We start from the raw sequence: 12,439 nt of genomic DNA on the forward strand, positions 1-12,439 counted from the left end.
GGAGAGAAGGGCAGCCTCGATGGGGGGGCGAGTACTCCAGGATCTAGTGTGCCCCCGGCGGGAATACTATGCTGTCGTACCGCAGGTAGCGCTCGTCCTCGAACCTCAGGTAGTCAGGGTTGATGCCCATCCTCAGGGCTAGGTGGTAGGCGAAGAAGTAGACAGAGAGGATGTAGGTGAACGGCGACCTCATCTCGTCTATGTAGGGCACATCCATGCTGTGGTCGCCATCGCCGTTCACCACGAGCGTCTCTGTATCTGTCTCCCTGCACGCCCTCACTATGTCGGAAACCCTGTCCTCAACAGTGGGCGTGCTGAATATTATGACCAGCGTTTCCTGGTCTATGACCGAAGTGCAGCCGTGGTTGAACTCTTCGAGCTCGATGCCCTCAGCGTGGAGGTGCGTGGCCTCCTTGAGCTTCTGTGCGCACTCCCTGGCGCTGACCTGGTTTGGGCCAGCCCCCCCAAGCACGAACATCCTCTTCGGCACACGGATGCCCTGGGCCATCTCCCTACCTAGCCTGTCTAAGTAGGGTATGTTCCTTGAGATGATGGAGGAGACCGTTTCCCAGTCGTCCCAGGCGCCTAGGGCATTTCCCGTCAAGATGTACGAGGCGATGGCGTTGTCGAAGAACGCCTTTGTGTTGCAGAGCGAGATATCGGGCGAGTTCCCTATGACAAGACCCGTGTCGCTCTCCCTTATGATGGGCGAGTCCCTGTAATGCGATATGCCCACGGTCCTGCACTTCCCCCTGTGCTTCCTGAGGGCGTCAACGGTGGACTTCGTCTTCCCGGTGTGGGAGATGCCTATGATGGTTCCTGATGGCCTCATGAACCTCTCCAGCTCGAAGGCCTGGACGCACCTGACCCTCATATCGTCCGCTGGCTGCGAACCGACAAGTGCGGAGTGGTAGCTCGTACCGTTTCCAGTGAAAAGGATCTGGCCTGTGTCACCACCAAGCCTGAAGTCCTCGCAGGCTGAGACCGTGCCCTGAGGCCGTTCGGTATGTCCATGAGCATGTCGTACATTGCGTATGGGTGTCCGCTCCTCCTTGGTGGCAGCTCGTCTGTCATCGTGGAGTTCAGTCACTCATGATATAAAGGATTTTCACAAACGGCCCTTTGGATATTGCTCACAGTGAAATGAAAAAAGTACCCTGTAAGGGGTATCTACGAGAAGAAGTTCAGGTAGAAGTTTACGTCAGACTGGCCGTAGTAGACCACCAGCACTTCGGTGACAGGCGTGGAGGAGGAGAGGACTTTGGAGCTCTCTAGGCTGCTTATCAGTGCCGTGTTATACGAGAGTGTTGCACTGACCTTGTACTCCGTGTACTTGACCCCCCCGGACACGGTCTTTGTCGTTCCTGTGGGTGAAATGCTGGGCGTTCCTGACAGCACTGCGACCATCCTGGAAGTGTTGTTGGATGTGACGTAGGCTGACGGGGGGGTCGCTGTGGCCCACACCTCTGCGGTCACCGTGTAGGACGTGCCTGATATCGTAACGTTTGTCACCTGGGGCGTTGCGTTCATGACGTCGGGAATGTAAGTGGGAGATATCGAGGAGGAGGAGTGCATGAACGGGACATAGTATGCTGCTGCCAGCCCTATGCCCGCTATGATGGCAACTATGACCGCTGTACCGAAGACCATGAGGAACTTGTCATCCTCGAACTGTTCCTGGTTCTCATCCCTTTTCCTGCCAGGTCCCATTGGCATGAGTATCAGATCTAAATCGAAGATGTGGATTTTAAACTTGTGCGTTTCTGCGCTGGTGAAGGCCCCAGAGCGCCGGACATGCGCCAGCCGCATGTGGGAGGTGTGCGGGCGTTAAAATTCATTTCCGTATACACGGGATCCGGGATGTAAAAATTTCAATATTGGCCCGGTCTACAGGTGGACAGTTTGCCTGGCTCCATATTCCTTAAACTCCCCCCCGGGAGGAGGTACAGCGAGGTCCTCTCCAGCCACCGCATTAGGAGGTATATACTCTCATACAACCTATTCTTTGTTTCGAACAGCGTGGCGTCAAGTTTCATAAATGTACTGCTCTTCTCAACCGGCAGCATAGCAAGGGTCGTGGAGTTCCAGGCCATGAACCAGGCCGCGCAGTTCCTCTTCTTCTTCATGAGCGGCTTTTTGAGCTCCCGGGCCAGGGACGAGACGCTCTTCGCCCTCGGCAACCTGCTGAGGGGGCTTCTCAATGCTCCTGGCGATCCTGGTGGGTGGTGTGTTCTTCAACCCCCCCCTGGTATTCGGCACCATCTACGGCATATCTGGCGGCCTCTTCTGGGGCTCGAACAACGTGATGCAGCAGGAGGTCACCAGGGGCAACGACAGGCTCACCTTCCTCTCCCTCAACTCCACAATCTCGGGCATAATCTCCCTCGTGGGGCCCGTGGCTGGTGCGCTCATAATAGGGGGCAACACCTTTCCACGGTGTGGCCAGATACGTACCTGTCTTCTCAGTTTCCGCAGCTGCCCTCATAGTCGCGGCTGCGGTGGGGGAGGACCATAGGCGTTTCCAGGGAGAGGCGCAGGCTCACTGCCAGGGACCTCAGGGAGGCGAACAGGAACATACCGCTTAGGTTCAAGGTCTTCTTCTTCTCATCTAACATCTACACCCTGGCCCTCTCCGTGGTGCTTCCAGTGTACTTATTCGCGCAGACGCACAACTACTACCTGGTCGGTGTCCTGGGGGGGAGCGTCCTGGCCTCCGGCAGCGTGCTCGGCAACCTTCTCACCCCATGGCTCCTCTTCAGGGACAGGCCATGGGTGCACGCACTCTACGGCATAGCGGTGATCGCAACTGGCCTCCTGCTCATGGACAGTTCCCTTGCCGCTGTGGCGGCCTTCCTATCCGGCTTCACTGCCAACCTCCTGACTGTACCGATAAGCAACGGCACGCTTACGGCGTTCATGGGCATAATGGATGTACCTGCAAGCTCGTACCCGTACTGGATCAGCAGGGAGTATTACCTGGTGGGTGGCAGGGTGTCAATGCTCGTAGCCCTCCTGGCCAGTTCCATTCTGGGGGGGCATCGGCGTTACAGCGGCTGTGGCATCCCTGCTCTCTGTGAGCTTCATGCTATGGTTCCAGCGCTCTTCGTTACCGGTGCAGGGAAGAGGTGATGAACACGGCCGGATGGGTCTACAAAACAATATATACCCCCCCACTAAATTCACAATCGGTCAGATGAGTCCAGCTGTTTATGAGCCGGTGAACACATCAATAGGCCTCAACCAGATATCCAGGGAAGTGCTAGACTTCTGGGAGAGGGAGGGCACAGTGAAGCGCGTCCTCTCAGACAGTTCGAGGCCCAGGGTCTTCTCCTTCCTTGAGGGGGGGCCGCCAACGGCAAACGGCAGGCCGCACGTGGGCCATGCCATGACGCGTACAATAAAGGATATAGTGCTCCGTTACAAGTACATGCAGGGCTACTCCATCTCGAGGAGGTACGCAGGCTGGGACTGCCACGGCCTGCCGGTTGAGCTCGAAGCGGAGAAGCACTTCGGTTTCAAGGTCAAGAAGGAGATAGAGGACTTCGGCATAGAGAAGTTCAACTCTTACTGCAGGGAGAGCATTTTCCGGTACGTGGATGAGTGGGAGCAGGTCGACAGGCTCCTGGGCTTCTGGATCGACCACTCAAAGGCGTATGTGACGCTTAGGAACGAATACATCGAGAGTGAGTGGTGGGCCCTGAAGAACCTGTACAGCAGGGGGGGCCTCCTGGTCAAGGACTTCAAGATCGTTCCCTACTGCCCCCAGGTGCGAGACTTCGCTGAGCTCGCACGAGGTATCGCAGGGGGGGTACGAGGAGGTCAAGGACCCCCCCTCAGTATATGTGAAGTTTCCGGTCAGGGGCCAGGAGGGCACCTTCTTCCTTGCCTGGACGACCACTCCATGGACGCTTCCCTCGAACGAGTTCCTGGCGGTCAACCCCCCCGACTTCGATTACTCCTTAATATTGGTTGGTGAAGAAAAATATTACATGGCCACCGCTGCAGTTGACCGGGTCATGGAGGGGAAGCAGTACAGGGAGGAAAAGAGGCTCAAGGGATCGGAGCTGCTGGGCATGGAGTACGAGAGGCCCATAGACTTCATACCAGCACCTGACGGCTCCTGCAGGGTTGTCGGGGGGGGTTCCCACGTCACCCTCGAGGAAGGCACAGGCATAGTGCACACGGCGCCGGCCTTCGGGGGGGCAGAGGACTTCGAGATAGGGAGGCGGGAGGGTGTTGCTGTCATAAACCCTGTGAACGCCTCCGGAAAGTTCGAGGACGACAGGCTCCCGTGGTCAGGCCTCTTCGTGAAGGACGCTGACCCGAAGATAATATCGTACCTCAAGGGCAGGGGGGGCCTCCTGTTCAGGAGCGGCAAGGTGAGCCACACTTACCCGTTCTGCTACAGGTGCGGGACGCCACTCCTGTACTACCCCCCTTGAGGCCTGGTTCATTAAGGTCTCCAGGATAAGGGAGGAACTGCAGAGGAACAACTCGAAGATAAACTGGTACCCGGACCACCTGAAGGACGGCAGGTTCGGCAACTTCCTAGCAGAGGCCAAGGACTGGGCGCTGAGCAGGAACAGGTACTGGGGGGGGACGCCGCTCCCCGTCTGGGACTGCAGCAATGGCCACACGGTCTTCCTCGGCAGCATGTCGGAGATAAGGGAACTCGGCGGCGAAGTCCCGAAGGACCTGCACAGGCCCTACATAGACCAGGTCACTCTGAAATGCCCGGAGTGCGGCGGGGGGGAGATGAGGAGGGAGCCGTACGTCATAGATACCTGGTTCGACTCAGGAAGTGCCACTTACGCAGCCATGCACTACCCGTTCTCGAAGGACTTCGACCCATCCTCTGACCTGCCGGTGGACTTCATAACCGAGGCCATAGACCAGACCCGCGGCTGGTTCTACACACTGCACGTGATCTCGTCCCTCCTGTTCCAGAAGAATGCTTACAGCAACGTCCTCTCCATAGACTTCATCCTTGACGAGCAGGGGGGGAGGAAGATGAGCAAGAGCAAGGGCAACTCCGTCTACGCCCTTGACTTCATCAACGAGTTCGGTGCAGATGCTGTCCGCCTCTTCTTCCTCAGCAATGCGCCTTGGAGGCCCAAGGCCATAGACAGGAAGCTGATCCTGGAGATGTCCAGGAAGACCATATACACTATGCTTAACGTTTACCAGTTCTTCGCGTCCAATGCCAACCTGGACGGTTACATGTACAGGGGGGGCCTGGTGCAGCCCAAGAACATACTGGACCGCTGGATAGTGTCAAGGGTCAACAGCACCGTCAGGGACGTGACCAGGGAGATGGACAACTACCAGGTGCACACTGCGCTGAAGCTCATAATGGACCTCATAGACGACATATCCAACTTCTACCTCCGCCTCTCAAGGAGGAGGTTCTGGTCAGATGAGATGGGCATAGAGAAGGAGAGGGCCTACTCTTCACTGTTCTATGCCATGTTGAACACAGTGAAAATGATGGCACCGCTGACGCCGTTCTTCTCCGAGTACCTATACAAGCGCCTTGTGCCCGGGGGGGGAGGGAGCGTCCATGAGGAGCGTTATCCGGTGGCCGACCCGGACCTGATAGACAGGGAGATAGAGGGGGGGAGATAGAGTTCGCAAAGACCGTGATCGAGGGCGTCAGGAGGCTGAGGCAGGAATCCGGGATAAAGGGCAGGCAACCGGTGACGGAGATACTGATATCTGCACCCGGCAGCATACCGGAGGACATCATAGAGATAATAGCGCCGGAGTGCAACGCGAGGTCTGTAAGGTACATAGCAAAGGAGAAGAGGCCCCTGATGCACCAGGTCAGGGTCAACATGTCCAGGGCAGCGCCAGTGCTCCGTTCAAAGGTCAGGCAGCTCCAGGCCTATGTGGAGAGCACAGAGCAGGAGGAGATATACAGGGAAGTATCGGAGAAGGGCTACGTGACCTGGGAGGACAGGGAGATAGAGAAGGACATGCTTGAGATAACGGAGGTTCCAGACCCGAGGTACGCATACCTGCACGAGGCAAAGAGCGACATCGACATATTCCTGAACAAGGAGATCGATGAGGACCTGGAGATGGAGGGCCTGGCCAGGGAGGTCATAAGGAGGGTGCAGGTCATGAGGAAGGAGATGGACCTCGAATACGATGAGAGGATCGTAACGACCGTGGAGTGCTCTGACAGGGTAAAGAGGGCACTGCAACAGCACATGAAGATGGTGAAGAACGAGACACTCTCTGACTCGGTTATCTTCGCCGATGCGCCCGGCGGGAAGGAGTGGGAGATAGAGGGCGAGAAGGTGAGGATAAGCATAAAGACCTCTCCCGCCTAGCTGCCGGAGGCTGAACAGTTGGCAAAACCGAGGAAGGAGACGGGCAGGGCGTTCATGGTGGGCCGGTTCCAGCCCTTCCACAACGGCCACCTGGCTGTGATAAAGGAGATACTGAAGGAGAACAGGAGCATCATAATAGGTATCGGGAGTGCGCAGTACTCGCACACCCTAAAGGACCCCCCCTTCACGGCAGGGGAGAGGCACCTCATGATATCCAGCTCGCTGGAACAGGAGGGCATCTACAACTTCTACCTCGTCCCGATCGAGGACGTGAACTCAAACCCACTCTGGGTGGCGCACGTGGAATCGCTCACCCCCCCGGGCTTTGACAGGGTCTACACCAATAACCCCCCCCTTGTGAGGAGGCTCTTCCAGGAGAGCGGCTATGAGGTGCGTTCGATGAAGCTGCTAAACAGGAAGGACTGGTCCGGGACGAGCATAAGGAAGAAGATCATAAGCGGTGAGGACTGGAAGTCTGATGTGCCGAAGGCCGTGGCGGAGATCATAGAGGAGATAGACGGCGTCACAAGGCTCAGGGAGCTGACGCAGTCAGACGAGTGAAAATGTTTAACTCTCCCATCGCCTTCATAATTGCAGATGCGTGACTTCTCGGGCACAGGCTTCATGGTCTCTGAGATTGGTGTCGGTACCTACTACGATCCTGGTTGGATCGTCCGTGCCAGGCTCTTCGGGAGCAGGCCGAACAGGGACATGAAGGTGAAGGCCATTTCGACCGCCCTGGAGTGCGGCGTTAACATGATCGATACTGCGGAGATATACCAGTCGGAGGACATGGTGGCCGAGGCGCTGGGGGGGGCAGGGACAGGTCCAAGGTGTTCCTGGCCACAAAGGTCTGGCCATCGCACTACAGGAGGGAGAGGCTCCTCAAGTCCCTGAGGGCAAGCCTGAGGCGGCTGGGCACAGACTATGTGGACCTCTACCAGCTGCACCTCAATTCATCCGGGAGAAAGTGGGAGAGGCCCTCAAAGCCATAGAGGAGCAGGTCAAGGAGGGCACAGTCAGATACATAGGCATAAGCAACTTTGACGCCGAGCTAACGAAGTTTGCCCTGTCTGTGGTCAGGGATGCGAGGATCGTGTCAACGCAGATGCCGTTCAACCTGCTGAATAGGAAAATCGAGGCCGATATCTTGCCAATATGCAGAGAGAACGGCATGTCGGTGCTGGCCTATTACCCCCTCGGGCATGGCAGGCTTGTGACATCCAGCGGGAAATTCGCCGAGGCGGTCAAGAAGATACAGGAAGACCATCCAGGCAAGACCGTCCCGCAGATAGTGCTCAACTGGTTCCTGTCCAAGTTCGATAACGTCTACCCCATACCCAGGGCATCGAACCCTGAACACGTCAGGGAGAACACCGGCGCAATGGGCTGGAAGATGGATGAGGAAGAGATAAAGATGCTTGAACAGTCAGTTTCCTGACTGTTCCAGGTCAACCTCGATGAACCCCTCGTTCTCCCTCACTGCGAATGTCTTCTTGCCCATCTTGTCCATCATCGCGTTCGGTGCGACGAATGGTGGCTCCAGCATCCTGCCGGTCTTGACGTCGAATACAGCCTTGTGGCAGAAGCACTGCACCTGGTTCTTCTCCGCGTCGTACTTGCAGGATGCACTTGGCGTGGGAGCAAACAGCGTCCATGGCGTAGAGGTTGTTCCCGCTCTTTGCTATGAAGACGACCTCGTTATCTACCCTGGCAGCAAACGACCCTCCTGCAACCTCCAGTGCCTTCATTGACACTACTCTCTTCCAGGCCATGGCACACTGTATCTGCAGAGAGAGTTAAACTTTGTCACTCCATGAAAGACGGGCCCCCCCCAGCCATACGGTGGTTACCGGAACTCCATTTCCATCTGCCAGCACATTTGGCCGTGGTCGAAAGAAAAACCTCCTTCCTCTCCGTCCGGCGTGGTGGCATCCACCACTCCGCTCTCTGTAAGGAACACAAACAGGCGACCTGGCACGGTAACGGGAAACCTTGTTGCCTCTGCCTCCTGAGAATGGCATAGGCGGTTGGGGGTCTGGGAACAGCAGCCGGCAATTCCGTCATTGATTTGCGCGAAAGGACCGATCCGTAATTTTGGCCCGCACCGCCACTGCCAAGGCAGCAGGTCAGGTTCATACCCCCCCGGTGGTCTCCATTGCGGCCGGCGAGAAAGAAATATTTCAAGGGAGCGATACATACCCATGGACGCCAGGGAAGCCTATTCGGTCAAGGTCCTGTCCGACCCTTTCGTGAACGGTGACGAGTGCTACTTTGTCCAGAACTGGATAGAGGGTAATGAGTACGGGTCTTCCATATTCAGGATGGCCCACGGCAGGGTGGAGAGGGTCACCTTCGGTGGTTCCGAGAGGTCCCCCCCTTCTGTATACGGTGGGTACCTCTATTACATATCCTCGGCTGGCGGTGAGGAGAGCCTCATGAGGATGGGCAGGATGTCAGGGCCAGAGAGGGTAGCAACCTTCGGCAAGATACACAAGTTCCTGCCCTACAATGATGACATGCTCGCCATAGTGGAGGCGAAGGCGGAGGCTGGCACACTCTTCGTGGCGAAGAGGCAGATGTACAGGTACGACACAAGGGGGGGCTACCTGAGGAGCAGGAAGAAGCTCGTTTCAGTGAAGGGCGGCAGGGACATAGTGGCCGGTGACTTCGATGTGGTGGACTTCGCCGTTAGCGGTGACGATGTCATCGTGTCCACAACCGAGGAGGACGACAGCACAGGCCTGCACCAGGTCTACAGGCTCATCAGCGGCCTCTCAGGGAGGGAGAAGCTGACGGGCGGCAGGGGGGGCCTGGCCACATCCGTGGGCTTCACGCCATCCGGCGAGGCTGTGTTCATCGGCCACAGGTCCGGCATTGCGCCGTGGAAGCAGAAGAGCGTAATGGCAGCTGATGGGAGGGTGCTGTCTGGCGGCGTGAACTGCTCCCTGGATGTCATCACGGACCTCTTTGTTGGCGGTGCACAGGGCCTTGTGACCGACGGCAGCCTCTACACCATAGCCCATGAGGGCGGAGACACTTACGTCTACGACGTCCTGGCCCGGAAAAGGCTGACGGGCCGGGGGGGCATGTCAGTGAGGTACTTCCACTCCTCTGGCGGCAATCTGGCGTACATCCTCACGGAGCCAGGGAGACCGTCCCTGCTAAGGTTCGGCGAGCAGGAGTACGACCCGAACCCTGGAGTGAGGGGGGGTGCTGAGGTGGAGAACTTCAGGACTGGCGGGGGGGGAGAGTACTGGTTCATCCACTCAGGCAGTGAGCGCCCGACAGTCCTCTCCGTGCACGGTGGGCCCCATATGGCGTACGGAAACTGCTACTACATAGAGTTCAACTTCCTAGCGGCCAACGGCTTCAACGTCGTCTACGGCAACCCCAGGGGGGGGAGTTCAGGGTACGGTGATGACTTCGCCAGGGCATGCGTGGGCGACTGGGGGGGAGGGAGGGACTTTGAGGATGTTCTCTCCTTCCTTGACGATGCCAGGGACAGGTTTGGCCTCACCGGGAAGGTAGCCATCACGGGAGGCTCCTACGGGGGGGCTTCATGACCAATGTGGCCATCGTGAAGAGCAACAGGTTCGCCTGCGCTGTTTCCGAGATGCCCGTGTCGAACCTCCTGAGCATGCTCGGCACCAGTGACATAGGCTTCTGGTTCAATGCTGTGGAATCGGGCATAGAGGACCCGTGGAGCAGGGAATCGCAGGAGAGGCTGCTGCGCATGTCCCCCCCGATATACAGCGTCAAGGATGCCAGGACACCCACCATGTATATACATGGCGAGGAGGACTTCAGGTGCCCCATCGAGCAGTCGGAGCAGATGTTCATGGCGCTGCGCTATTACGGCGTGGACAGCGAGCTTGTCAGGTACTCAGGGGGGGACTCGCACGAGCATGCAAGGCACGGGAGGCCGCAGAACATGGTCGACAGGCTTGAGAGGAAGCTGGCCTGGTTCAGGAAATACATGGTGGACGGGGGGGGAGGGGGGGGTGGGGGGGGCAGGGGTGCCGCTCCTTGACGGCATGCTCTCGCTGGTCACGGGCGCATCAAGGGGGGGCATCGGGAGGGCGGTGGCACTGCGCCTGGCCTCGGAAGGCAGTGACGTGGCACTGATATACAGGGAGGACCACGTGGATGCGGAGTCGACAGCCAGGGAGATAGAGGCCATGGGGGGGTGCCGTGCTGTGGCAGTGAGGTGCGATGTGTCGGAACCTGAAGATGTTGCCAGGGCGTGCAGCCAGATCCGTGTTGAAGTGGGCTGGCCGGACGTTGTGGTGAACAACGCCGGCGTGATGCTGAACGGTGACATCATGGAACAGCCCCCTCAGCGACCTGGACGCGATGATGCGCACCAATGTCTACAGCATAGTCCACCTCACCAGGGCCCTCGGTGAGAGGGTCAGGAAGGGTGACATGAGCATTGTGAACGTGGCAAGCAACGCAGGCCTGGGCACGGCGCTGGAGGGCTACACATTCTATTCGGTCACAAAGGCTGCTGTGATGGCTCTGACGAGGAGGATGGCCTTCGACCTGGGCAAATATGGCGTCAGGGTGAACGCAGTGGCACCCGGAACCGTGGACACTGAAATGATGAGGCGTGGGAGGAGCGAGGAGCAGGTCAATGAGGTCTACCCCCCCTCTAGGGCATCCAGGACCATCCTCTCCAGGGTCGCACAGCCAGGGGGGGAGATAGCAGATGCCGTCCTCTTCCTGGCGTCCCCCCCGCTCTCACGCTTTGTCACGGGCCAGGTGCTCGTTGTGGACGGCGGGCGCCTCGACTACCTCACCCACTCCCTCTAGATGACTATCCTCTCCTTGGGGGGGAGGTGCCTGTCCTCAACGCCCAGGGCGGCGACATCTATTTCCTGCCCGCCATAGAGCATTGCCTTCTCCCTGCCGGCGAGGAGTGCAGAGACGATCCTGCCCGCTGCGTCCCCCCCTTCATGATGCCGCTTCCGCTGGTGCCTGTGGCCACGATCACGTTCAGGTCCCTGAAGATGTAGTGTGTCCTGTCAATGGTGTTGTAGGCGTAGTGGCCAGCCCACATCGACGTCACCCTGGACCTTGAGACAGCCGGTATGTAGGCACTCACAACTGGCACTATGCTCCTCTCGTAGAACTCGGGTTCCGGCTGGGGGGTCCTCCTCGAAGGAATAGGGGCGACCGTAGTCATCGGCAACAGAGAACCACACGGACCCACTTTTTGGTTCCGGCCTCATTATTATGCCGTGGGCTGGGAGTATCGTGAAGGGGGGGAGGACGTCCTCCCCCTCCACCATGGGGGGGTGCCTGACCAGGGAGGATATCTCGCTCCCGCTCACCTGGAAGACCTGCCTCTTCTTTGGCCTCGTGTGGCTGTCTATGCCTGTTGGGTCAAGGAGTGCGGTCGTCCACATGTCGGTGCAGAGCACGTACTGTTCCGCCCTGACCGTGCCCCCCCTGCTGGTATCCAGAGTGTCCACATGCACAGACTGCCAGAGGAACGGCTCTCCCGGATAATTGAGTGGTTCCACGGGCTTCAGCCTCAGCGGCCTCACCTCTGTGTTGTAGAGGAACTCCACCCCCCCCATTCTCCTGCACTCGCCCTCGTAGTAGGCTGCCAGCCTGTCCGGCTCTATTATGCCGCAGTTCCTGCCGAGGAGGCCGGCATCTATGTCAGGCACCGAGAGCAGGGCCTTCTCCTCGCTTGATGGCCTGGTGTTGAAGCCTGCCTCCCTTATCTCGTCCTCCTCCACTACCCTGGCCCTCCCCCCCTCCCTTATGAAGCCCTGGACCACATCGCACTCCACGAACTTCCTGCCAGCGAGGAACAGGTAACCGTTGAACTTCATGCCAAGGTTGAAGCCAGATTCCTGCACCTTTCTGTAGAAGGAAATGGAGGAGGACGTGAGCTTCCTGTTCACCTCAGAGGAGAAGAGGTCCCTGAAGCCGGCGGCACTCCTTGCCGTGTTACCCTGGGCAAATGTCCCCCCCTTCTTCTCCACAACCGCCACGTTCATGTCCGGGTTTTCCCTCTTTATGTGGTAGGCCGAGGCAAGCCCGGTTATGCCAGCACCCACCACAACTGTGTCGAAAGTGAGCACAACGGG

Annotated in this window: 12 protein-coding genes and 3 pseudogenes; 9 read left to right on the forward strand and 6 right to left on the reverse strand. The window is 58.2% G+C overall.

Features of this window, described 5'->3' with window-relative positions; translation table 11 throughout:
* Window positions 1–43 precede the first annotated feature (43 nt).
* The 3 genes from JCM13583_RS05540 to JCM13583_RS05550 form a co-directional block, all read right to left on the reverse strand.
* Entirely contained in the window at window positions 44–1,090 is a 1,047-nt protein-coding gene (locus JCM13583_RS05540) for an SIS domain-containing protein (RefSeq protein WP_075056988.1), read from the reverse strand.
* Between the two features lie 80 nt (window positions 1,091–1,170).
* On the reverse strand, window positions 1,171–1,716 hold the full coding sequence (locus JCM13583_RS05545; RefSeq protein ID WP_162509466.1) for a hypothetical protein: 546 nt from the start codon (window positions 1,714–1,716) through the stop codon (window positions 1,171–1,173).
* A gap of 155 nt (window positions 1,717–1,871) precedes the next feature.
* On the reverse strand, window positions 1,872–2,126 hold the full coding sequence (locus JCM13583_RS05550) for a hypothetical protein (RefSeq protein WP_162509467.1): 255 nt from the start codon (window positions 2,124–2,126) through the stop codon (window positions 1,872–1,874).
* A gap of 74 nt (window positions 2,127–2,200) precedes the next feature.
* Between JCM13583_RS05550 and JCM13583_RS05555 the strand changes: the two genes are divergently transcribed.
* From JCM13583_RS05555 to JCM13583_RS05575, 5 genes and pseudogenes are all read left to right on the forward strand, one after another.
* Window positions 2,201–2,515 carry a hypothetical protein gene (locus JCM13583_RS05555; RefSeq protein ID WP_075056991.1) on the forward strand — a complete coding sequence of 105 codons (315 nt, stop codon included), beginning with the start codon at window positions 2,201–2,203 and terminating at the stop codon, window positions 2,513–2,515.
* A gap of 131 nt (window positions 2,516–2,646) precedes the next feature.
* Window positions 2,647–3,129 carry a hypothetical protein gene (locus JCM13583_RS05560; protein ID WP_162509468.1) on the forward strand — a complete coding sequence of 161 codons (483 nt, stop codon included), beginning with the start codon at window positions 2,647–2,649 and terminating at the stop codon, window positions 3,127–3,129.
* Window positions 3,130–3,193: 64 nt separating this feature from the next.
* A pseudogene (locus JCM13583_RS05565) lies at window positions 3,194–6,335 on the forward strand (isoleucine--tRNA ligase).
* A gap of 54 nt (window positions 6,336–6,389) precedes the next feature.
* Entirely contained in the window at window positions 6,390–6,896 is a 507-nt protein-coding gene (locus JCM13583_RS05570) for a nicotinamide-nucleotide adenylyltransferase (RefSeq protein WP_075057050.1), read from the forward strand.
* Window positions 6,897–6,932: 36 nt separating this feature from the next.
* Window positions 6,933–7,776: pseudogene (locus JCM13583_RS05575) on the forward strand (aldo/keto reductase).
* Here JCM13583_RS05575 and JCM13583_RS05580 read toward each other — a convergent pair.
* A pseudogene (locus JCM13583_RS05580) lies at window positions 7,765–8,110 on the reverse strand (Rieske (2Fe-2S) protein). The pseudogenes JCM13583_RS05575 and JCM13583_RS05580 sit on opposite strands and share 12 nt — an antisense overlap.
* A 429-nt stretch (window positions 8,111–8,539) precedes the next feature.
* On the opposite strand from JCM13583_RS05580, the gene JCM13583_RS05585 reads away from it, so the two are divergent.
* Genes JCM13583_RS05585 through JCM13583_RS12345 form a run of 4 tightly spaced genes read left to right on the forward strand, consistent with a single transcriptional unit; the run spans window position 8,540 to window position 11,150 of the window.
* On the forward strand, window positions 8,540–9,901 hold the full coding sequence (locus JCM13583_RS05585; RefSeq protein ID WP_162509469.1) for a prolyl oligopeptidase family serine peptidase: 1,362 nt from the start codon (window positions 8,540–8,542) through the stop codon (window positions 9,899–9,901).
* A complete protein-coding gene (locus JCM13583_RS12335) occupies window positions 9,898–10,368 on the forward strand; it encodes a prolyl oligopeptidase family serine peptidase (protein ID WP_162509470.1) in 471 nt (156 codons plus the stop codon). Before JCM13583_RS05585 ends, JCM13583_RS12335 begins: the two co-directional genes overlap by 4 nt.
* Window positions 10,355–10,744, forward strand: a complete 390-nt coding sequence (locus tag JCM13583_RS12340; protein ID WP_171823464.1) for an SDR family NAD(P)-dependent oxidoreductase — start codon at window positions 10,355–10,357, stop codon at window positions 10,742–10,744. Before JCM13583_RS12335 ends, JCM13583_RS12340 begins: the two co-directional genes overlap by 14 nt.
* Complete coding sequence (locus tag JCM13583_RS12345; RefSeq protein ID WP_171823465.1) at window positions 10,653–11,150, forward strand: SDR family oxidoreductase; 498 nt, start codon at window positions 10,653–10,655, stop codon at window positions 11,148–11,150. Before JCM13583_RS12340 ends, JCM13583_RS12345 begins: the two co-directional genes overlap by 92 nt.
* A gap of 58 nt (window positions 11,151–11,208) precedes the next feature.
* On the opposite strand, the gene JCM13583_RS12350 is transcribed toward JCM13583_RS12345, so the two are convergent.
* A complete protein-coding gene (locus tag JCM13583_RS12350; RefSeq protein WP_171823466.1) occupies window positions 11,209–11,406 on the reverse strand; it encodes an FAD-binding oxidoreductase in 198 nt (65 codons plus the stop codon).
* Window positions 11,363–12,433 (reverse strand): FAD-binding oxidoreductase, encoded by a 1,071-nt coding sequence (locus JCM13583_RS05595; protein ID WP_162509474.1) that lies wholly within the window; start codon window positions 12,431–12,433, stop codon window positions 11,363–11,365. Before JCM13583_RS05595 ends, JCM13583_RS12350 begins: the two co-directional genes overlap by 44 nt.
* Window positions 12,434–12,439: the final 6 nt, after the last annotated feature.

The organism is Thermogymnomonas acidicola JCM 13583, from assembly GCF_001316105.1.
In the GTDB taxonomy this organism is placed as follows: Archaea; Thermoplasmatota; Thermoplasmata; order Thermoplasmatales; family Thermoplasmataceae; genus Thermogymnomonas; species Thermogymnomonas acidicola.

Coding starts and splice junctions, on each gene's coding strand:
- JCM13583_RS05545 (WP_162509466.1), bottom strand. CDS start 1,716: ATGCCAATGGGACCTGGCAGGAAAAGGGATGAGAACCAGGAACAGTTC.
- JCM13583_RS05550 (WP_162509467.1), bottom strand. CDS start 2,126: ATGAAGAAGAAGAGGAACTGCGCGGCCTGGTTCATGGCCTGGAACTCC.
- JCM13583_RS05555 (WP_075056991.1), top strand. CDS start 2,201: ATGCTCCTGGCGATCCTGGTGGGTGGTGTGTTCTTCAACCCCCCCCTG.
- JCM13583_RS05570 (WP_075057050.1), top strand. CDS start 6,390: ATGGTGGGCCGGTTCCAGCCCTTCCACAACGGCCACCTGGCTGTGATA.
- JCM13583_RS05585 (WP_162509469.1), top strand. CDS start 8,540: ATGGACGCCAGGGAAGCCTATTCGGTCAAGGTCCTGTCCGACCCTTTC.
- JCM13583_RS12335 (WP_162509470.1), top strand. CDS start 9,898: ATGACCAATGTGGCCATCGTGAAGAGCAACAGGTTCGCCTGCGCTGTT.